The sequence below is a fragment of the Synechococcus sp. H70.1 genome (assembly GCF_047502705.1).
Lineage (GTDB): Bacteria > Cyanobacteriota > Cyanobacteriia > Thermostichales > Thermostichaceae > Thermostichus.
Genome location: NZ_JANSIV010000042.1, coordinates 85,317 through 105,487 on the forward strand (window position 1 = coordinate 85,317; position 20,171 = coordinate 105,487).

Sequence of the window (20,171 nt, forward strand, 5' to 3'; positions counted from 1 at the left end):
GGGGTTGTTCCTAGCTGTTACGGGGCACCACGCTTTCGTGCCAACGGCCTAGGATTTTGTTGGACAGAGCGCTCAAGGCCACAAAGATCAGAACCCCCAGGCCAGTGAGCAGCACCAGAGCGGCAAACATGCGGGGCACCTGGAGGTTGAAGCTGGAGATCAAGATCTGGTAGGCAATCCCAGCCCGCTCCCCCCCGCTACCAGCCACAAACTCGGCCACCACCGCGCCAATGAGAGAAAGGCCACCGCTGATGCGCAGGCCCCCCAAGAAATAGGGCAGAGCGCTGGGTAGGCGTAGGTAAATCAGGGTTTGCCAGCGGTTGGCCTTATACAGCTGAAACAGGTTGAGCAGGTTGTGATCGACGCTGTTTAACCCTAGGGTAGTGTTGGAGAGAATGGGGAAGAAGGCAACAATCCAAGCGCAGACCACCATCGCAGCAAAGGTGTTGTGGCGCAGCCAAATGATAATTAGGGGCGCAATGGAAACGATGGGCGTTGTTTGCAAAACCACCGCATAGGGGAAAAAGCTGCGCTCAATCCATTTGCTCTGGGTAAACAAAACGGCCAGCAACAGCCCGGAGACGGCAGCGAGGAGGAAAGCCACCACTGTAACCTGCAAGGTAACTAGCAGCGAGGGAAAAAGGGATCCCCACTCCTGGACCAGGGTTTTAGCCACCAAAATTGGCCCCGGCAACAGGTAGGGGGGAACCCCTGTCAGCCGTACCCCCACCTCCCAGAGCCCCAGAAAGAGAAGGCCGACCATCCCCGGGGCAATTACCTCCGGCTTGAGCCACTTGCCCAGAGGCAGCCGCTGGGGAGAAGTCGATAGGCCAGGGCCGGGTACCTCAGCCTCCCTGCGAGGTTCAGGCCTGAGTTTTTCTTTTACGGCGCCGCTTGGAGCTCTAGCCGGCCCCCGCCAAGACAAGTGCTCCGGCAAGATACCTACACCTAGGGATCCCAGCTGGTGCTCCAGGAACTGGAGAAGCGAAGCCAAGCGGTCCAACATAGGGTAAAGGGCAAGTTGAGTTCAAGACAGAGGGCGAGCAGGCATCCTATTAGCGCAAGCGTCTAACTAAAGGCGGGTACGGCTCCTGAGTCACGTCGGCCATAGCCTCGCGCAAACGGGCCGCCACCTCCCGACAGTAGTCGTTGTAAAGAGGCGAGGTGCGAAAGTCTTCTGAACGAGGGTAGGGAGCCTCGATGGGGATATCCGCCACCACCCGCCCCGGCCGGGCTGCCATGACCACAACGCGGTTGGAGAGGTAGACGGCCTCATAAATGCTGTGGGTAACAAAGATTACCGTCCACTGCTGCTCTTGCCACAGCTGCAGGAGCTCACTGTTCAACTTGCTGCGGGTGATCTCGTCCAAAGCTCCAAAGGGTTCGTCCATAAGCAGCACCTGCGGCTTCGTGACCAGGGCACGGGCAATGGAAACGCGCATGCGCATTCCCCCTGAGAGTTCGCGGGGAAAACTGCCCTCAAACCCTTGCAAGCCCACCTGTTGCAGCGCCTGCAATACCTTGGGATCTGCTTTTTCCTTGGGCTCGCCGGCCAACTTTAAGGGCAGGCGCACATTCTCCATTACCGTGGCCCAGGGGAGGAGGGCTGGCTCCTGGAACACAAAAGCCAACTTGGATTCCGCCGAACGGCTGGGGACGTTCTGCTGGCAATTGGATCCCCACTCAATCGAGCCACTAGTTAGCTGACCCAGGCCAGCAATGAGTCGGAGCACCGTGCTCTTCCCACAGCCAGAGGGCCCCACCAAGCTAACAAACTGCCCTTCTGGAATGGCTAGGCTCATATCCTGCAAGGCCACTGTGCCATTGGCATAAACCTTGCTGACGTGGTTGAGGACAAGCAGCGGGGCAGGCATGGCTTACCTTTCCTGGGTCGGGAGTCCCAGAACAAGCAAAAGCAAGGGATCCTTAACTCATCGTAGCCCTACTGCTACCGCAACTTGGTAACGCTAACAACACCCCTACACCACCCCAGGGCAAAAGGCCAGCCTGCCCTTTCGGGAAACTCTACTCTACCGGGCAGCTGTCAGAGAGAGAAGCCGGTATGATGAGGCCAATCCACCACCCTCCTGAAACCTATGGGAGCCCAATTTAAACCCGTTGCAGGTGCCGTAACTGCCCCCCGCGGCTTCCGCGCTGCTGGTGTAGCCGCTGGCCTCAAGCCCTCCGGCGCTGCCGATCTCGCTCTAATTGTTTCCGACTGCGAGGCGGTAGGGGCTGGCGTTTTCACCACCAACCAGGTCAAGGCCGCTTGTGTTACCTACAGCCGAGGCATCCTGGCCCAAGGCCAGCCGGTGCGGGCCATCCTTTGCAACGCTGGCCAGGCCAACGCCTGTACCGGAGAAGAAGGGGAGCGCAACAACGCCCAGTTGGCCCGCTGGGTGGCAGAGCGCCTGGGGATCCCACCCCAACAGGTGCTCACCGCCTCAACTGGGGTCATAGGGCAACAACTGGAAATGGCCAAAATCAAGGCAGCCCTGCCCCGCCTTATCGACAGCCTCTCACCGCAGGGAGGAGAGAGCGCTGCCCGCGCCATCCTCACCACCGATCTAGTTACCAAGAGCACCGCCCTAGAGGCCGACATTGATGGCTACACCGTCAGAGTGGGAGGGATCGCCAAGGGATCCGGTATGATCCACCCCAACTTGGCAACGATGCTCGCTTTTCTAACCTGCGATGCGGCAGTGGACCCCCCCCTCTGGCAGCAAATCCTCCAGGAGGCTGTTGAGCTTAGCTTTAACCAAATCACGGTGGATGGGGATACCAGCACCAACGACATGGTGCTGGCCCTAGCCAACGGCCAGAGTGGGACACCTACCCTGCAGCGTGGTACGAAAGCTGCCCAAGTCCTGGCCGAGATGGTGATCCAGGTGTGCATTCACCTAGCCAAGGCCATTGCCCGCGATGGGGAGGGAGCCACCAAGTTGTTGGAAATCCGAGTGCAGGGCGCCCCCGACGACCGGTCCGCTCGGCAGGTAGCCCGTGTCATCGCTAGCTCTCCCCTAGTAAAGGCAGCAGCCTTTGGCAACGACCCCAACTGGGGACGCGTGGCTGCCGCTGCCGGACGAGCGGGGATCCCTTTTGACAGCCGCCGTTTGGAGATCCGGCTGGGAGATTTCCTGCTCCTAGAGAAGGGGATGCCCCTACCTTTTGACCGCCAGGCAGCCCGCGAGTACCTCAAGGGGGATCCGGTAACTTTCACGGTAGACCTCCACCAAGGGCCTGGCCAGGGCGTTGCCTGGGGCTGCGATCTCAGCTACGACTATGTGCGGATCAATGCCGAGTACACCACCTAGGCTGCTTGGCAAGTCCAAACTAGAAGCTGAGGCTCTCCCAGGAGACGTTAATGTCTTCCAGAAGCAGCGACTTGTTGTAGATCTCTAGAAGAATCAGCATAAAGATGCCAAACAGCACCATGAAGACTGCCATTAGAGGCGTGGTGCCCCAGCCAGGGGCTACCTTGCCATATTCCGAGTTCAGCGGACGCAGCAGATCGCCCAGTCGGGTACGAATGGCCATAGTTCTCACTGGAGGGTAAAGACACGATGGGTTTGTCAAGGCAGAAAAAAGGCCTGTAGCGACTCCCCTGGCCTCACTGCCACAAGGACAGCCATCTTAAATCACGCTACCAGAATCTGACCCCCTCCCTCTGCCTTCAGCAATGAATCTTGACATCCTTCCTCCCTACCCCCCAGGGGATTCTCCGCCGGTTACCATTTTTTGTAAACTTGTGTAAGACTTTAGAGGAACTCTCTTGGGATCCCCGCGATGGAAGCTAGCCTTTCCCTCATTGTAGCCATTGTGGCCGTCACCATTGGCATTACCGCCTTTGCCATCTACACGGCCTTTGGCCCCCCCTCCAAGCACTTGAAGGATCCCTACGAAATGCACGAGGATTGAAGCCGGTTGTTTTGCGGTTGCCCTGCATGGCCATTCGGCTGCCCTCCCGTCTTGCCTTCCACAAGTACCAAGGGTTGGGAAACGATTTCATCTTGGTGGACAACCGCCACCAGCCCCAGCCCTGCCTGACTCCAGAAGAGGCCGCTGCCCTCTGCAACCGCCGCTTTGGCGTGGGGGCAGATGGAGTCATTTTTCTCCTGCCAGGGCAGGAGGGAGCTGATTTCAGCATGCGCCTGTTCAACAGCGACGGCTCGGAGGCGGAAATGTGCGGCAACGGCATCCGCTGCCTGGCCCGCTTTTTACAGGATCTGGGGATCCCTAGCCGGGACGGCGCCTACCAGATCCACACCTTGGCAGGGCGGATTGTGCCGCGGGTGCGGCCCGATGGCTTGGTAACAGTGGACATGGGGATCCCCCGCCTGTTGGCCGGGCAGATTCCCACTACGCTTGCCAGGCCAGAGGAGAGGGTGATGCGGCAGCCGCTGCAAGTAGCCGGACGAGAGTGGCGGGTAACGGCGGTGAGCATGGGCAACCCCCATTGCGTGGTCTTCCTGGAGGAGGAGGGATCCCTGGAGGAGCTGGAGTTGGAAAAGGTGGGCCCTTTATTTGAGCATCACCCGGCTTTTCCCGAGCGCACCAACACTGAGTTTGTGCAGGTGCTCAGCCCAAGTTACCTGCGGCTGCGGGTTTGGGAGCGGGGGGCAGGGGCAACGCTGGCCTGTGGGACAGGCGCCTGTGCCGCCTTGGTGGCCGCCGTTTTGGAGGAGCAAGCAGAGCCCCAAGCCACGGTGGAGCTGCCGGGTGGCCACCTGGAGGTTCGCTGGGATCTGGAAACGCAGCACGTGTGGATGACGGGGCCAGCCCTGCCCGTTTTCAGCGGCACCACAGCTCCTGAAGAGGTCTTAGGATCCCAAGCCCAGCAAGAGAAGAGCTAGCAGCGCTAGGATCCCATGGGCTACGCCCCAGCCCTGCTGCCAGATCAGCGCCACCGCTAGGCCCAACAAGACCAGCCCTAACCCCAGGCCAAGGCGGAGAAAGCGAGGGGGTGCCAGTTGGTTGAGGGAGCGTTTGAGCCAGGGGAAGATCACCCCCAAGGTGAAGGCAAGCCCCATAGGGATCCAATCCAACCAATCCCTCTGCTCCCCGCTCCCCAAGAGGTAAAGGCCACCTAGACCAAGGCCCGAGCAAAAAAACAGTACCCGCATGCCGGGATAGTCTTGCCGGTAGCTGGAGGCGCGGCTCCAAGCCCCCTCAGGCTTGGTCAGGATCAACGGCTCCACGACAAAACTTTCGCTCCACTCGGGTGCTTCGTCCGTTTGGCCACGGCACCAGAGGTAGACGTTGACTTTGCGCAACCCCTGCAGCAGCGAAGCCTCGACGGCGCTGCGCACCACCTCCATCACCTGCAGCGTGTCCACCACGTCGCCAGGCAACCGCTCCAGCAGCACATGGAGAACAGGCCCCTTCAGTTCCGCGCGGCCAAATAGCCGCAAATCGGCCAGCTTGTAGCTGAGGATTTGGTTTAAGGTCTTGAGCTGGCGGCGCATCGGATCCCGGCCTTAAGCCGTTGGACAGGTTTAACTTCGCTAGGACCAGTTTAACGACTGGGGAGGAAGATCCCAGCCACTCAAACCTGCGTGCGAATGCACTGGCGAATGCTGAGGTTCGATTGCTCCAGATTGGCAAACCCGCTTAGGAGGGTGCCTTGGCCATCCAAAAGCAGCAAGGCAGCCTGGCGGCGAAAATCAATCCCTGGCAATGCTGCGGCAGCCACCTCCTGCAGTTTCTGGATGGCTGATCCCTCAAAGTCAACGGCAACATAGACAAACGGAGAAACCAAGCGCGGATCCGTGGGCGCCCTCTCGCGGATGGCCTGCAAAACCAAGTTTCGCACTGGCAGCAGCCCCCTGCCGTCTACGAGCACAATCTGGCGCAGGCGGGGATTTTGTCCAAACTCCAGGGTCAAGCTTTTGGAAAGCGCTTCCGCTTGGGAGCGGGTTTGGCTGTTGGTCAAGATCACCACCTGCAGGCCGTCGTACTGACTTAAGTCGAGCCGATCCCCAGCAATGCTTTCCAGCTGCAGGGTAAGAGGGGCGTTGGGGTTGCCGTTGCTGGGGCAGTTGCCGGCTTGAGCTGGAGCCAAGGGGCCTGCAGAAAGCAGAGCAAAGGTGGCAACCCCCAAAGCAAGAGGTCTTTTTGCAAAACCAAGCCGGCAGCGCTTGGGCGGGCCACAGCAGCTCATGGCGGGAAGTTCGGGGTGAGCCGGCCAAATCTTAACCGATCTTAACCAATCTTCATCTTTGGCTCTGCCGCCCCCAAATACTCCCACTGGGTTGGCGGGCAGCCTTTGCCCATAATGGAAAGCAGTTTCTCGGTGGCGGCGGAGATGACTTCTAGCTCCTTGTTGGATGGCCTCAATCCCTCTCAACGCCAAGCGGTGCAACATTTCTGTGGCCCCTTGCTGGTGGTGGCGGGGGCAGGTTCCGGCAAGACACGTACCCTTACCCACCGCATTGCCTACCTCATCCGCCACTACCGGGTGAATCCGGAGGAGATTTTGGCTGTTACCTTCACCAACAAGGCCGCCCGGGAAATGAAGGAGCGCATCGAGCAGCTCTTTGCTGAGCAGGAGGCGCAGGAGCAGTTTGGGATCCCGCTTGCGCAACTGGAGCCGGCCCAGGCAACGCGCTTGAAGTCCAGCGTTTACCGCCGCTGGATTAAGCCCCTCTGGATCGGCACGTTCCACAGCCTATTTGCCCAAGTCTTGCGCCTGGAGATTGAAAAATACCGGGATCCCAAGGGACGCAAGTGGACTCGTGACTTCTCAATTTTCGATGAGTCGGACGCCCAATCTTTGATTAAAGAAATTGTAACCAAGCAACTCAACTTGGACGAGCGCCAGTTCGAGCCCAAGTCGGTGCGCTACGCCATCAGCAAGGCCAAAAACCAGGGCTGGACTCCCGCCGATTTGGAGCGCCACCAGCCCAACTTTCGGGGTCGCATCCTCGCCCAGGTCTACGAGCTCTACGAAGATCAACTGGCGGCCAACAACGCCCTCGACTTCGACAACTTAATTTGGATCCCGGTGCAGCTGTTTCGCCAAAACGAGCAGGTCTTGGCTTACTGGCACCAGCGCTTCCGCCATATCTTGGTGGACGAATACCAAGATACCAACCGCACCCAGTACGAGCTAATCCGATTGCTGGTTACCAACGGCGAGGAGCGCCGCTCCCAATGGGACTGGACAAACCGCTCCATCTTTGTGGTGGGCGATGCCGATCAGAGCATCTATCGCTTTCGCGGAGCAGACTTCACCATTTTGCTGGAGTTTCAAGAGACCTTTGGCGATGGCCTCCCAGATGACGATACCCGCACCCTGATCAAGCTGGAGGAAAACTATCGCTCCACCGCCACGATTTTGCAGGCCGCCAACGCTCTCATTGAAAACAACACAGAGCGCATTGATAAAGTTCTCCGGCCAACTCGGCCAGCGGGCAATCCCATCGTTTGCTACCAAGCGGAGGACGAGATTGCCGAGGCTGAGTTTGTGGTCAACACCATCCGCAGGTTACACAGCCAAGATCCCAACTTTTCCTGGGGAGATTTTGCCATTCTCTACCGCACCAATGCTCAGTCTCGCCCCTTTGAAGAGGTTTTGCTGCGGTGGGGGATCCCTTACACAGTAGTGGGCGGGCTGCGATTCTACGATCGCAAAGAAATTAAGGATGTGCTGGCCTATTTGCGGGTTGTGCTCAACCCTGCTGACTCTTTTAGCCTGCTGCGTATTATCAATGTGCCGCGGCGGGGCATTGGCAAATCAACCCTGGACAAGCTCACCGAAGCGGCGGCTGCCTTAAATGTGCCCCTATGGACTCTCCTCAGCGACGAGGCTGCTGTAACCAACTTGGTGGGGCGTTCCGCTAAGCCAGTTCTCCAGTTTGTCCGGTTCATCGAACATTGGCACAAACAAGTGGCTCAGGTTTCTGCTGCCACCCTTTTGGAGGGGCTTTTGCGGGATTCTGGTTATCTAGCAGATCTCAAGGCCCAGGGCACTCCAGAAGCTGAGGAAAGACTCGCCAACGTAATGGAGCTCTACAACGCCGCCCGTCAATTTGAGGAAGAGGAGGAGGATTCCAGCCTCGAGGCTTTCTTGAGCACAGTCTCTTTGGCTTCGGACGTGGACACTCTCCAGGAAGGGGCCAAGAAAGTGTCTTTGATGACGTTGCATGCTTCCAAAGGGCTGGAGTTCCCTGTGGTCTTTTTGGTGGGGTTGGAACAGGGCCTGTTTCCCAATTTCCGCGCCCTGGAGGATCCCGCTGCTTTGGAGGAAGAACGGCGCCTTTGCTATGTAGGCATTACCCGTGCCCGCGAGCAAGTGTTTCTCTGCTACGCCAGCCAGCGGCGGCTCTACGGCAACCGCGAGTCTGCCATCCCCTCTCTATTCTTAAGTGAGCTGCCGCAAAACCTAATCCAGTGGCACAGAGGCAGCCCTCGGCAACCTAGCAAGGTAGCCAAGCCGAGAGAGGCAGCTACTGGCTGCAAGGGATCCCAAGAGTGGGCGGTGGGAGATCGCCTGCAACACCCCAAATTTGGCCAGGGGCAAATTACTCACATCTTTGGCAGTGGCGACCAGGTTACCTTGGCCGTGAAATTTCCCGCCGTTGGCCAAAAAATTTTGGATCCCCGCATCGCGCCCATCCAAAAGCTCAGCTAAGTCCCTAGGACAAAACGGCTTTTTGCTGGCAGCTGCAATGGCATTTAGCAGGGCTTGGGTTTAGCAAATAACTCCTATAACTCATAATGGATTAGATGGCTCATCGCCATGGTTTTGCCGCGACCAGAGCCGCCCCCGTGATCCCAGTTCGCCTGACCTTACACAACTTTCTCTGCTACTCTCAGGCGGTTTTGGATCTGCGCGGGATCCACACCGCCTGCATTTGCGGCCCCAACGGAGCAGGCAAATCGGCTTTGCTGGACGCCCTGACCTGGGGTCTCTGGGGACAGAGCCGGGCCAGCAACGACAGCGATCTCATCCGCAAAGGGGCCAGCGAAACTTGGGTAGAGGTGATCTACCGCTCGCGCGGGCAGACCTACCGCGTTCTGCGCAGCCGCCACCTCTCGGGGGAGGGATCCCTGGAGTGGCAAATCCAGATGGGAGAAAGAGACGGCCAAGCCCTTTGGCGCAGCCTCACCCGCCGAGGCCTGCGCGCCACCCAAGAGGCAATTGAAAGTCAGCTTGGCCTTGACTACGACACCTTCCTCCACTCCGCCTATCTGCGCCAGGGACAGGCCGATGCCTTTACCCTAAAGCGCCCCGGCGAGCGCAAACAGATCTTGGCCGACATGCTCAAGCTAGGCCAGTACGACTTGCTGGCCGAGCGCTGCCGTGAACGGGCCCGCAGCGCCAAGCTCAGGGCCGATCTGCTCCAAGAGCGTCTGCACAAGCTGGAGCAACACCCTGCTGAGCTTGACCAAATCCAAGCCGAACTGGAGCAGCTCCGGCAACGGCAAACCCATCTCCAACAGCTCCTGGTGCAGCAGCAGCAGGAGCTGCAGGCTCTAGAACGCGCCTATGAAGATCGCCGCACCCTCCAGGAGCGACAGCAGCAGCTTGCCCAACATTTGCAGAAGCTCAGCGCCAACCTGCACCACACCGAACAGCAGTGGCGGGCGCAGCGGCAGCAGCTTCTGCAGCTGGAAGAGCTGGTTGCCAAAAGCGCAGAGATCCAGGCCGGCTACGAACGCTATCAAGCCCTAATGGCCCAGGATCGCCATCTCCACCACCTCTTTCAGCAGCAGCAATACCTGGTGCAGGAACGCCAAAAGCTGCAGACCCAACAGGCCGAGCAGCAGCAGCAACACCTGCAAAGGAGGCAACGGCTGCAACAGGAATTGGCCGCCTGCCAGGCCCAGGCTGCAGCCGATGCCCAACTGCTGGCAGAACAGGAGCGTATTGAAAGCGCCCTGTACCACTACCGGCAAGCCCAAGAGCGGCTCCAGAGCTTGAACCAGGCTCAGGCCCGAGCCGCCCTCCTCCTGGAGCAACAACGGCACTGGCAGGAGGAGATCCGCCGCGAGCGAGAACGCCTGCAAGCTCGCCTCCAGTTCCTCAAGCAGCACCTGCAAAGCGAGGAAACCCTGGCCCAACACCAGCAGCAGCTGGCCCAGAAAATTGCCGCCGGGGCAGCAGCTCTGGCAGAGCTGGAGCGGCAGCGCCTCTACCAGCAGCAGGTGTTGGAAAAAATCCAGGAACGCCGCCTCTTCGTGCAGAAGCTCCAGGAGCGGCAGCGGCTTCTCCAGCAGCAGTGGCAACAGGAGGAGGAGCGCTGCCGCCTGCTAGAAGTGTTCCCCAGCAACGGTGGTGAGCCAGAGTCCCTGCAGGCGGATCGCTCGGACCCTGATCCTCCCCACCAAGAAAGGCACCCCTCCGTCCCTGCCTTGGCGGGAGTGAAGTCGATGGCAGAGGGTGAGGAGGAAGCGCATCCAGCCTCGGAAGCGCTCGCCCAAGCGCTGGCTGCCCCGGGATCCCACCTTTGGATTTGCCCTCTCTGCGCCCGCCCGCTCAGCCCGCCCCTGAGGGCGGTGGTCCTGAAGAGACACCGCCAGCGCCAAGAGGAGATTGCCGGCGAGCTCTTTGTTATCCGCGAGCAACTGGCGGTGGCTGACCGGGAGATTGGGTTGCTGCAAGAAGAAGCCCGGCGTCTGGGCCAAGAATTGGCCAGCTGGGACGAGCGACTGCACCTCCAGGGGCGGCTGCAACAGCAGTGGGAGGCCGAGCGGGAGCGGCAGCGGCAACTGGAGGCTTGGCGGGCAGAAGCAGCAGAACTGGAGCAGCTCCTCAGTCAAGAAACTTATGCCCAAAAGGCGCGGCAGCAGCTAGCCCAGATCCAGCAGGCCCTGCAGCAGTTGGGCTACGACGAACGGGAACACGCCCTGCAACGGGGAGAGCTGGAGCGCTGGCGCTGGGCCCTGGGCCGCTCCCAAGAACTGCGCAAAGCCCAGGAGCGCCGCGCCCGCCTAGGCGAGCAAATCGCCTCCCTACAAGCCCAACTGGAAGCCCTGCAGCAGACGCCCTCCTCGGCTGCCCTGGCAGAGCGACTGGCCCAGATCGAACAGGCGCTGAACCACCTCGGCTACGACGGATCCCTGCACCAGCAGGTAAAAACAGAACTGGCCCAGGCGCAACTGTGGCCGGCCCGCCTGCAGGCCCTTCAGATAGCCCGCCAGGAGTTGCCGGAAGCAAGAGCCCGCAGCCAGGTCTTGGCCCAGCGCCTGCAGGAAAGCCGCCAGCACCTTGCCCAGGCCACCCAAGAGCTGGAGGCGCTGCAGCAACAACTGGCAGAGCAGCCCGAGGTCTCGCCCGCCCAGCTGGAAGAGATCCGCCAAGCCCTGCAGCAGCACCGGCAAGAGCTAGATCAGGTGCTCTCCCAGATGGGGGCGGCCCAGCAGCGGCTGCAGCAAGCCCTTGAGCGACAAGCGGAGCAAGCGGAGCTGAAGCAGCAACTACAGCAAGCCCGCCGCCAGCAGCAGGTGTACCAGGAGCTGGCCAACGCCTATGGCCGTAACGGCATTCCCGCCCTGATCATTGAAAACGTTCTGCCGGAGCTGGAGGCCCAGGCCAACCAAATCCTGAGCCGCCTCACCCAACACCGCCTCCATCTGCGTTTTGTAACCCAGCGCTCGGGGCGACGCTCGGACAAGCTAATTGAAACCCTTGACATCCTCATCGCCGATCCCCGCGGCACCCGCCCCTACGAGACCTACTCCGGCGGCGAGGCCTTCCGCATCAACTTCGCCATCCGCCTGGCCCTCTCCCGCCTGCTTACCCAGCGCTCGGGATCCGACCTGCAAACATTGATCATTGACGAGGGGTTTGGCTCCCAGGACGCTGTCGGGCGGGCCCAGCTACTGGCGGCCATCAACGCTGTGGCCTCTGACTTTGCCTGCATCCTGGTCATCACCCACATCCCCAGCTTGCAAGATGCCTTTCCCCACCGCATCGAGGTGCAGCCCTCCCCTCAGGGATCCCGCCTCTGCATTCGCAGCTAGTTCTTGCAGCGGGAGGAAGGGAATTCACCCCAGAGGACCAAAAAACCACCGACTCTTGCCCAAACCCTGAGCTACCTGAGCCTCCACCTCAAACTCAGACCGCCTTGCCCCTATTGGCCTTGTTGCTACTCCTCGTCAGGGGAGTTGGAAAAGAGCTCCTCCAGGCGGCGGCGAGCCTCATCAACACTGCCTGCGCGGATTACCAGCAATGGCTCTTCCGTCAAGTTGCCCTCCTCGTCCAAGAGCTCTGGGTGAGGCGCCTGTCGGCGAGTGCGGCGCGGCGAGGCCTTGCGCTCTTCTTTGCTTAAGGTAACTACGTTGGCCACCAGGTTGCGTAGCGCCACAAAGGCGATGGCCACAAAGGCAATGAGGTAGAGGATCTGCAGCATCACGGTTCAGAGGAGTCGGAGGAGGGGTGGATTTGGCGAAAACGGCGGCCCAGCTCGGCGCACTCCATCAGCAGGCGATGCCATTTTGCCATTAAGGCTGGGTCAACGCCAACTTCATTATCCGACAGGTGGTAGAGGGCTTCTGCTGCCTGCAATTCTGCTTGGGCAGCCAAAACCCGCTCCAGAAGGGCCTGCTGCGCCTCTGGGCTAATAAATTCTAAGGTTTCTTCTTGCAAAAAGCGGCGCGAGCGCTCAAACCAGTAGCGGTAATCTTCCAGTAGGGGCCCCAGAATCTCTCGCAGTAACTTGGCTTTGCTCATCGTTGGGATCCCTCCGCGCCTGGTTTGCTGAGAGCATCTTAGCTGAACTTAACCTTCTCCCGCCAGGGATCCCTGGGTGGCCTCCAGCCGGGCTTCCATCTCCAGCAGCAGGGCTTCCAGCTGGGGCACCAGCTCTAGGGCCTGCTCTTGCCAGTAACCCCGCTGGTGGGCTTCCAGCAGCCGCTCGCTCATATCCCGCAGTGCCCAGGGGTTGTGATCCCGCAAAAACTGCTGCACGGGGGGATCCAACAGGTAGGCGCGGGCCACCCCGGCGTACATAAAATCGGGCACGGCGTGGGTGGTGACGTCGTAGGCAAAAAGGTAGTCCAGCGTGGCGGCCATCTCAAAGGCGCCTTTGTAGCCGTGGCGCATTACGCCGGCAATCCACTTGGGGTTGACGACGCGGGCACGATAGACGCGGTCGATCTCTTCGGATAGGGTGCGGATCTTGGGATTGTGGGGACGGGCGTGATCCCCGAAGTAGATTTGGGGGTTGCGGCCCTGGAGGGTGCGCACGGCTGCCACCATGCCCCCCTGAAACTGGTAGTAGTCATCGGAGTCGAGGAGATCGTGCTCGCGGTTGTCTTGGTTGTGCAGGACAATTTGCAAGCGGGCCAGTTGCCGCTGCAGGGCTGCAGGAGCCGGCTCTCCCTCGCCCTCAGCTCGGTAGGCGTAGCCGCTCCAGTTGAGGTAGGCGCGGGCCAGATCCGCCTCGGTTTCCCAGTTTTGCGCCTCGATTAGCCCCTGCAGTCCGGCTCCGTAGGCCCCTGGTTTGGAGCCAAAGATGCGCAGCCGCGCCCGCTCTGCCGCTTCTGAAGGCGGGATCCCTTGCTCCTGCCAGTACTGGGTATCGGCCAGCACCTGGGCCCGCAGGGGGTTGTCGGCTTCCGGCTCTTCCAGGGCGGCCACGGCCTGCACGGCCCGGTCGAAGAGGGCAATGAGGTTGGGAAAAGCATCGCGAAAGAAGCCGGAGATGCGCAGGGTTACGTCCACGCGGGGACGGCCCAAAGCCGCTACAGGCAGAATCTCGATATCCACCACCCGTCCCCCCTCCCAGCGGGGCCTAACCCCCAAGAGCGCCAGTGCCTCCGCCCAGTCCTCGCCGCCGGTTCTCAGGGTGGCAGTTCCCCAAACGGATAGGCCCAGGTGGCGGGGATATTCCCCCTGCTCTTGCACGTAGCGCTCCACCACCCGCTCGGCGGCCAGCGAGCCAACCTGCCAGGCGGTGGGGGTAGGAATGGCGCGGATATCCACCGAGTAGAAGTTGCGCCCGGTGGGCAACACCTCCACCCGGCCCCGCGTGGGGGCGCCGGAAGGGCCGCTGGGCACATAGCCCCCATTGAGCCCGCGCAGGAGATTTTCTAGCTCCTGGGGCGTTTGCTGCAGGCGGGGGAGTAAGTCCGTCTCGATCCAGCGCAGCACCTGGCTGGCCGCCGGGCCCGGGGGCGGATCGTAAGGGATCCCCTGTAGCCGCTGGGCAATCCAGCGGCGGGCCTGGGCCTCTAGGGCAGCTACCCCATCCCCGATGCAGCGAAAGTTCTCGCCCATAGAGCTGGCTGGCTAATTCCTCAAGTAGACGGCTGCCCCTAGGCCGACCAGCATTTCTTCGGGGGTAATTTTGCCGTCTTGGTTGGTGTCGAGGGCATCGAAGACGCGATCCGCCCCCATCCACTCCTCGCGGGTAATGAAGCCATCCCCATCCAGGTCGTAGATGCGGAAGACATCCTGGGCGGCGTGGGTAATCGTTTCCTTGGCGCCCTCCAGCTTCTGCAGCCGCTCGGTGAGCAGCCTTTCCAGCACCTCCAGCGCCTTGGAGAAGCCCTGGATCCCTTCTTCCAGCTTTTCTGAAGCCATGCGGTTTTCCCGGTGCATCTGCTCGAAGGTGGCTCGATCCATCACCAGGCGCGGGATGTCCATTTTCTTGGCTTTTTCCGGATCCAGTTTGCGCTCCAGGTGGCCTTCGGTGTTTTGCAGCTCCGCCAAGAGAACTGGCGAGATGGTAAGCAGATCGCAGCCGGCCAGCTCGATGATTTCCCCAATGTTGCGGAAGCTGGCGCCCATTACCTCCGTCGGGTAATCGTACTTGCGCAGGTAGTTGTAGATCTGGGTTACCGACTGCACGCCCGGATCTTCGGCGGGTGGGTAGCTCTCCCGGCCGGTGTGCTTCTTGTACCAATCCAAGATGCGGCCCACAAAGGGCGAGATGAGGGTTACCCCTGCTTCCGCACAGGCAATGGCCTGGTGCAGGCCAAACATCAGAGTTAGGTTGCAGTGGATCCCTTCTTTTTCCAGGATCTCGGCGGCGCGGATTCCTTCCCAAGTAGCAGCAATTTTAATCAACACCCGCTTGGGATCCGCCCCTGCCGCCTTGTAGAGCTCGATGAGATGGCGGGCCTTGGCAACCGTAGCTTCCGTGTTGTAAGAGAGGCGGGCATCTACCTCCGTCGAGACGCGGCCAGGAATAATGGACAGAATGCGCACGCCAAAAGCCACCGCCAGTTGGTCAATAGCGTGGGCCACCACGGCTTTGGTGTCGGCTTTGGGTCCCAGTTCTTGGCGGGCTTTAAGCAAGGTCTCATCGACAATGCCCTGGTACTGGGGCATTTGGGCGGCCGCTGTAATCAAAGAGGGATTGGTGGTGGCATCCTGCGGCTTAAAGGTCTCGATGGCGTTGATATCCCCCGTGTCGGCCACCACGACGGTCATCTCTCGCAACTGCTCCAGCAAGCTCCTACTCATACTCCCCTCCTTGAAGAAGTCGGCGACCTAGCTCCAGTGTCACCTATCTGGAGGAGGGATCCCTAGGGATGTGGGATTGTCTTAATTCTCTGCTGCTCCTCCTCACGGCCCCTGCTGAGACGGCTAAAATTCCATTAAGGTTTTTCCTGTTTTTGCCCCTTTTTCCCAGTTGTGTGTTCTTGAGCTCTTGTTGATCTTGCTGAAGGAGGGATCGTCGTGGCTACGGAGACCCTGGTGAAGCCTTCTGTAACCCCGAAGCATATGCCCATGTACCGGGTGTTGTTGCACAACGACGATGTCAACACCATGGAGTACGTGGTGCAGGTGCTGGTGAAGGTCATTCCCTCGCTAATGCCGCCGCAAGCCACCGAGATCATGCTGGAAGCCCACAACAACGGTGTTGCGGTAGTTATCGTGGTGCCGCGGGAGCATGCGGAGTTTTACTGTGAGCAGTTGCGCCGGCACGGCCTCACCAGCTCAATTGAGCCAGAATGCTAGCCAGGAGCGGTTTGGGTGGGCCTGCCAATTGTCGAGCTAATTGCCCAACTGAAGACTTTTCCGTTTCCCCTGCGGCTGTTGCTGTTTTTGGGGATCCCCCTCCTAGCTTGGCTGCCGTTGGTCGGGCTAGGGGGGGTTGTCTTTGGCCGAGAGTACCTCTGGCTGCCCCTGTATGCCCTACTGCTCCTTTGGCTGGGGCTGTGGGGATCCGGGTTTGCCGCCTATGGCCTGGACAAGAGTTGGGCCTGCCGGGCTGGGATCCTCTGGGGTCTAGGGATGGGTGTGGGCGGGCTTTTTCTGCTCTTTGGCCTGGAGGGAGCCCTGGGCTGGCTGAGCTGGCGGCCGGTGGAAGGGGGATCCCTGCTGGGCTATGGCTTGCTGGGGCTAGGGGTGGGCCTGGCGGTGGCTCTAGCAGAAGAGCTGTTGTTCCGCGGCTGGCTGCTGCAGGAGATGGCCTTGGACTACGGCTGGACAAGCGCTCTGTGGGGATCCAGCCTTCTCTTTGCTTTGGCCCACTTTTTGAAGCCGCCAGCGGAGATTCTCGCCACCTGGCCCCAGTTTCCGGGGCTGTGGCTGATGGGGCTGCTGCTGGCCCAGGCAAAGGTGTGGAACCAAAACAAGCTAGGTCTTAGCCTAGGGCTGCACACTGGCTGGGTGTGGGGTATCACCTGGATCCACAACTTGGCTTGGATCGAGTACAGTGGCAGGGCACCAGAGTGGCTTACCGGCATCGGCGGCAACCCCCTGGCTGGCTTGATGGGCCTGCTCTTCCTGGGCGGCACCTTCCTTCCCCTTAAGGGGCTGTCTCAGGCTCGCTGGCTGCTGGCTGGGGAAGGCCCCAAGGGCCGTTCTCATAGTAGGCGGCCAGCCTCTCCGGGTCGGGCTGAGTGAGCAAGCTCACCCCCACCAGCACCGCCGTACCGACAACCACCGCCGGGATCACCGGCAGCCAGCCCCCCGTCCAGGCTTGGGGCAACAGGCCCGCCAGCCAGCCCAAGGTGAGTCCGCTGGAAACCAAAGCTCCGGCTACGGCCCCGGCGCGGGTAGCCCGCTTCCAGTACAGGCCGGCAATCAAGAGGGGAAAGAGCATGGCGTTGCCCTGAAAGCTCCAGGTGGCAATCTGGGTAATGAGCCCCGGTGGCCTGACGGCAATGGCAAAGGAGACCAACCCAATCCCCAACACCACCCAGCGGCCCAACAGCTCCTCCTGGTGCGGAGAAAGCTGGCGCTTGAGCAAGGTAACCACCAGATCCCGGGTAACCAGGGAGCTGGCTGTTAGCAGTTGCGAGTCCGCCGTAGACATCAAAGCCGCCAGCGCCGCTGTAATCACCACTGCCGCCACGCCGCTGGGCAGGGTCTGCAACATCAGCGGCATGATCTGATCCGGCTGCTGCAGGTCTGGAAAAGCCAGCCGGCCCCAGACGCCAATGAGGGCTGCCGGGAAAAACACCACTAGGATCAGCAGCGGCCAGACCACCATCAGGGTCTGGAAGGGACGGGCACTTTTGGCCATGTAGAAGCGCTGAAAAAATTGGGGGAAAAGGGGCGTAGCCATCAAAAACAGCAGTTGGTTGCCAAGCAGGGTCTGCCAGCTCCAGCGCCCCTGGGGGCCGGGCAAGCTCAGCCAGGGATCCAACTGGCTACCGGCCTCTTGGCCCCAACTCAAGGCCACGGCCACAAAGGCCACTCCCATCCCCACAACCAAGATGATCCCCTGCACCACGTCCGTCCAGACCACCGCCTGGGAGCCGCCGAAGAGGACATAGCCCAGGATGACCAGCGCCACCCCCACCGCCAGGGGCCAATAGGGGATCCCTTCCCCCAAAACGGCAGCCAGGGTGCGCGCCCCGCCGATGATCTGGATGCTGATGTAGGGGGCGGTAAACGTCAGAGCGCTTAGGCAATAGAGCAGGGCCAGGAGAGGGCTGTTGAAGCGGTGGCCAAAAAACTCCGAGGGGGTGATGAACCCAAAGTGCCGGGCCGCCAGCCACACCCGGTAGCCCACCCAAAAAAACAGCCCGGAGATCAGCGCCGTGGTGACCCCCACGGCCAAAAAAATCCCCAGGCCGTGGGTGTAGGCATCCGCCGGCACCCCGAGGAAGGTAAAGGCGCTGAGCAGCGTCGCCAGCGTGGTCAAGGTCAAGGCCAGGGATCCCAGCCCCCGCCCTGCCAGGAAATAGCTGACCGGATCCTGGCCGCTGCGGCGGTAGCTCCACCAGCCAATGGCCGCCAGCAGCAGCAAGTACACCCCCACCACACCCAAACTCAAAACCGTGTCACTCATCTCCAGCCCTGGGCCAGCAAGTTCGCACAAAGTAGAAGTTCAGGGGCACCAACAGCAGCACCGCCAACCCTGCTCCCCAGTACCAAGCCGGGATCCCCCATAGCTGCGGCTGGGCCGAGCGGGATCCCACCCAGGTCAACAGCCACAGCAGCGGATAGATCCCCCACACCCAAGCCTGGCGTCCTTGTCCAAACCGCAATGGCCTTGTTGCCTGAGAACCACCAGCAGGATCCAATCCTGCCATTTGCCTATCTCCTGCTTTTTTGCTGACCATTACTTAAGGTACTACAGCCAATGTTGGGGGGAGCTGAACTTGTCTTTCTCTGATCCTGCCGGCAAAAGGGAACCTGGGGGCGAACGAGAGCGGCCCTACTGGCTGGCTTGGGCGCGGATTAGAGGGATCGGCCCCCACCGCCTCAAGCGGCTGGCGGAATTTTTTGGATCCTTGGAACGGGCCTGGCAGGCGGACGTTCCGGCCCTGTTGCAGGTAGAGGGCATTGGCCCCACCCTGGCAGAAACGATTGTCTCTGCCCGTCCTGGCCTCGACCCTGGGGAGATCCTGGAGCAAACCCAGAAGCCCGGGATCCCCTTCCTAACCCCTGCGGATCCCGGCTATCCGCCCTTGTTGTGGGAGCTGCCGGATCCACCGCCCCTTCTCTACGTCTTAGGAGAATGCCCCGACTGGCAGCAGCCGGCCATCGCCATTGTCGGCACCCGCGCCCCCACCCCCTACGGTCGGCAGTGGACCCAGAAAGTCAGCGCCGCCCTGGCGGAAGCTGGCTGCGTGGTGGTGTCGGGACTGGCCACCGGGATCGACGGCATTGCCCACCAAGCCTGCCTGGAGGCGGGCGGCAAGACGGTGGCCGTGGTGGGAACTGGGGTGGATCAGGTTTACCCCGCCCACCATCGCGCTCTCTACCGGCGCATCCTAGAACAAGGGGCCGTCCTCAGCGAATATCCCCCCGGCACGCCGCCGGCCAAGGAGCACTTTCCCCAGCGCAACCGCATCATTGCCGGCCTCTGCCGCGCCACCCTGGTGATGGAGGCCCCAGAGCGCTCAGGGGCGCTGATTACCGCTCACCTAGCCAACCAATACGGGCGGGAGGTGTATGCCCTGCCGGGGAATATCGACACGGCAGCGGCCCGCGGCTGTCTGCACCTCATCCGCAGTGGCGCAGGCATGATCCTAGGGATCGAGGAGCTGCTCCAAGAGCTGGGCTTAGTTCAGGGATCCCCTCTCCCCGATCAACCCTTGTCCGCCGGCCCCAGGGATCCGCAGCAGCAGCTTCTCTGGCAGCTCCTGGGCAACGACATCCTCAGCCTCGATGCCGTGGCTCAGGCCAGCCAGATGGACATTGCCACCCTCTCCAGCACCCTGCTGCTTATGGAACTGGAGGGCTGGCTGGTGCAACTGCCGGGGATGCGCTACCAGCGGGCTCGCTGAGGTTGGCTCCCTGCACCGCTTCCCCGATGGGAGCCTCCTCGTGGCGAGGGTTGTTGACATGGGTGCTGACAGGGTAGGCGGCCATGGCCTCTGCCGGGTAGGGGCGAAGCAAGGGCAGGAGCCGCGCCGGATCCCGCCAGAGGTCGTAGTCGTCTTCATTAGCCGATTGGCTGGCGTGTTGAGGATGGCGCAAGTTTCTCTCTCCACCCCTTGGGGGCTGCGCCAGCGCTCCCAAATGCCGGCAAAGGCACCAGTAAGTAGGACTGCCGCTTGGCCGTGGGTCGGCCCACCCGTAGAAGCCATCTGCCGGGATAGGCAGCGGTGGCGGCAGAAGGCCTAGCGGAAGGAGGGTTTCTCGGCCACGGTCTCGGCGCGGGCATTGATCAAGCCAGCCTTAGGAGTGCGGCTCCAACTGGGAATCAAGCCCCAGCGGAACTGAGTGGCCTGGCGCTGCAGCAGCGGCTGAGCAGAGGCGATGTTGTAGCGGGGCTGGAGCGCCGCCAACGTCCCCATCTCGAGTTGAAAATGCT

20 protein-coding genes and 1 pseudogene are annotated in these 20,171 nt (G+C 61.1%); 8 read left to right on the top strand and 13 right to left on the bottom strand.

Annotated elements, in window-relative coordinates; translation table 11 throughout:
• Window positions 1-10: 10 nt before the first annotated feature.
• Window positions 11-1,006 carry an ABC transporter permease gene (locus NW827_RS03430; RefSeq protein ID WP_414361349.1) on the bottom strand — a complete coding sequence of 332 codons (996 nt, stop codon included), beginning with the start codon at window positions 1,004-1,006 and terminating at the stop codon, window positions 11-13.
• A gap of 49 nt (window positions 1,007-1,055) precedes the next feature.
• Complete coding sequence (locus NW827_RS03435; RefSeq protein WP_414403608.1) at window positions 1,056-1,874, bottom strand: ABC transporter ATP-binding protein; 819 nt, start codon at window positions 1,872-1,874, stop codon at window positions 1,056-1,058.
• Between the two features lie 222 nt (window positions 1,875-2,096).
• Here NW827_RS03435 and argJ point away from each other — a divergent pair, with 222 nt between their 5' ends.
• Window positions 2,097-3,314, top strand: coding sequence for a bifunctional glutamate N-acetyltransferase/amino-acid acetyltransferase ArgJ (gene argJ, locus NW827_RS03440; RefSeq protein ID WP_414361345.1), 1,218 nt, complete (start codon window positions 2,097-2,099; stop codon window positions 3,312-3,314).
• A 19-nt stretch (window positions 3,315-3,333) separates the two neighbouring features.
• Here the strand turns inward: argJ and psbH are convergent, their stop codons facing one another.
• Complete coding sequence (gene psbH, locus NW827_RS03445; protein WP_414361343.1) at window positions 3,334-3,537, bottom strand: photosystem II reaction center phosphoprotein PsbH; 204 nt, start codon at window positions 3,535-3,537, stop codon at window positions 3,334-3,336.
• A gap of 249 nt (window positions 3,538-3,786) precedes the next feature.
• On the opposite strand from psbH, the gene psbN reads away from it, so the two are divergent.
• Window positions 3,787-3,918 (top strand): photosystem II reaction center protein PsbN, encoded by a 132-nt coding sequence (gene psbN, locus NW827_RS03450; RefSeq protein ID WP_414361341.1) that lies wholly within the window; start codon window positions 3,787-3,789, stop codon window positions 3,916-3,918.
• A gap of 26 nt (window positions 3,919-3,944) precedes the next feature.
• Entirely contained in the window at window positions 3,945-4,853 is a 909-nt protein-coding gene (gene dapF / locus NW827_RS03455) for a diaminopimelate epimerase (protein WP_414361339.1), read from the top strand.
• On the opposite strand, the gene NW827_RS03460 is transcribed toward dapF, so the two are convergent.
• Together NW827_RS03460 and NW827_RS03465 are read right to left on the bottom strand one after the other, a co-directional pair.
• Complete coding sequence (locus NW827_RS03460) at window positions 4,821-5,465, bottom strand: hypothetical protein (protein WP_414503333.1); 645 nt, start codon at window positions 5,463-5,465, stop codon at window positions 4,821-4,823. The two genes, dapF and NW827_RS03460, sit on opposite strands and share 33 nt — an antisense overlap.
• 80 nt (window positions 5,466-5,545) lie before the next feature.
• The gene (locus NW827_RS03465) at window positions 5,546-6,061 is read right to left on the bottom strand and encodes a hypothetical protein (RefSeq protein WP_414361336.1); all 516 of its coding nucleotides are present in this window, start codon (window positions 6,059-6,061) and stop codon (window positions 5,546-5,548) included.
• A 243-nt stretch (window positions 6,062-6,304) separates the two neighbouring features.
• Between NW827_RS03465 and pcrA the strand changes: the two genes are divergently transcribed.
• The gene (gene pcrA / locus NW827_RS03470) at window positions 6,305-8,632 is read left to right on the top strand and encodes a DNA helicase PcrA (RefSeq protein WP_414503334.1); all 2,328 of its coding nucleotides are present in this window, start codon (window positions 6,305-6,307) and stop codon (window positions 8,630-8,632) included.
• A gap of 95 nt (window positions 8,633-8,727) precedes the next feature.
• On the top strand, window positions 8,728-11,967 hold the full coding sequence (locus NW827_RS03475; protein WP_414503335.1) for an AAA family ATPase: 3,240 nt from the start codon (window positions 8,728-8,730) through the stop codon (window positions 11,965-11,967).
• Window positions 11,968-12,092: 125 nt separating this feature from the next.
• Here NW827_RS03475 and NW827_RS03480 read toward each other — a convergent pair whose 3' ends face one another.
• The 4 genes and pseudogenes from NW827_RS03480 to NW827_RS03495 all read right to left on the bottom strand — a co-directional run bounded on the left by NW827_RS03480 (window position 12,093) and on the right by NW827_RS03495 (window position 15,415).
• Complete coding sequence (locus tag NW827_RS03480; protein WP_414503336.1) at window positions 12,093-12,356, bottom strand: DUF2973 domain-containing protein; 264 nt, start codon at window positions 12,354-12,356, stop codon at window positions 12,093-12,095.
• Window positions 12,356-12,676, bottom strand: a complete 321-nt coding sequence (locus NW827_RS03485; protein ID WP_414361330.1) for a DUF2605 domain-containing protein — start codon at window positions 12,674-12,676, stop codon at window positions 12,356-12,358. The genes NW827_RS03480 and NW827_RS03485 overlap by 1 nt, the downstream gene beginning before the upstream one ends.
• 48 nt (window positions 12,677-12,724) lie before the next feature.
• Window positions 12,725-14,209 (bottom strand): annotated as a pseudogene (locus NW827_RS03490) (cobaltochelatase subunit CobN); the annotation flags it as partial.
• A gap of 27 nt (window positions 14,210-14,236) precedes the next feature.
• A complete protein-coding gene (locus NW827_RS03495) occupies window positions 14,237-15,415 on the bottom strand; it encodes a transaldolase (protein ID WP_414361328.1) in 1,179 nt (392 codons plus the stop codon).
• A gap of 216 nt (window positions 15,416-15,631) precedes the next feature.
• Here NW827_RS03495 and clpS point away from each other — a divergent pair, with 216 nt between their 5' ends.
• The gene (gene clpS / locus NW827_RS03500; RefSeq protein ID WP_414361326.1) at window positions 15,632-15,913 is read left to right on the top strand and encodes an ATP-dependent Clp protease adapter ClpS; all 282 of its coding nucleotides are present in this window, start codon (window positions 15,632-15,634) and stop codon (window positions 15,911-15,913) included.
• Window positions 15,914-15,928: 15 nt separating this feature from the next.
• The gene (locus tag NW827_RS03505; protein WP_414403606.1) at window positions 15,929-16,804 is read left to right on the top strand and encodes a lysostaphin resistance A-like protein; all 876 of its coding nucleotides are present in this window, start codon (window positions 15,929-15,931) and stop codon (window positions 16,802-16,804) included.
• Here NW827_RS03505 and NW827_RS03510 read toward each other — a convergent pair.
• On the bottom strand, window positions 16,707-18,197 hold the full coding sequence (locus NW827_RS03510; RefSeq protein WP_414403605.1) for a sodium:solute symporter family protein: 1,491 nt from the start codon (window positions 18,195-18,197) through the stop codon (window positions 16,707-16,709). The genes NW827_RS03505 and NW827_RS03510 overlap by 98 nt on opposite strands.
• A complete protein-coding gene (locus NW827_RS03515; RefSeq protein ID WP_414503337.1) occupies window positions 18,190-18,396 on the bottom strand; it encodes a hypothetical protein in 207 nt (68 codons plus the stop codon). The genes NW827_RS03510 and NW827_RS03515 overlap by 8 nt, the downstream gene beginning before the upstream one ends.
• Before the next feature lie 114 nt (window positions 18,397-18,510).
• Between NW827_RS03515 and dprA the strand changes: the two genes are divergently transcribed.
• Entirely contained in the window at window positions 18,511-19,641 is a 1,131-nt protein-coding gene (dprA, locus tag NW827_RS03520; protein WP_414503338.1) for a DNA-processing protein DprA, read from the top strand.
• Here dprA and NW827_RS03525 read toward each other — a convergent pair.
• Together NW827_RS03525 and NW827_RS03530 are read right to left on the bottom strand one after the other, a co-directional pair.
• Window positions 19,580-19,834 carry a hypothetical protein gene (locus tag NW827_RS03525; RefSeq protein WP_414403603.1) on the bottom strand — a complete coding sequence of 85 codons (255 nt, stop codon included), beginning with the start codon at window positions 19,832-19,834 and terminating at the stop codon, window positions 19,580-19,582. The two genes, dprA and NW827_RS03525, sit on opposite strands and share 62 nt — an antisense overlap.
• A gap of 143 nt (window positions 19,835-19,977) precedes the next feature.
• A complete protein-coding gene (locus NW827_RS03530; protein ID WP_414403602.1) occupies window positions 19,978-20,154 on the bottom strand; it encodes an SOS response-associated peptidase family protein in 177 nt (58 codons plus the stop codon).
• Window positions 20,155-20,171: the final 17 nt, after the last annotated feature.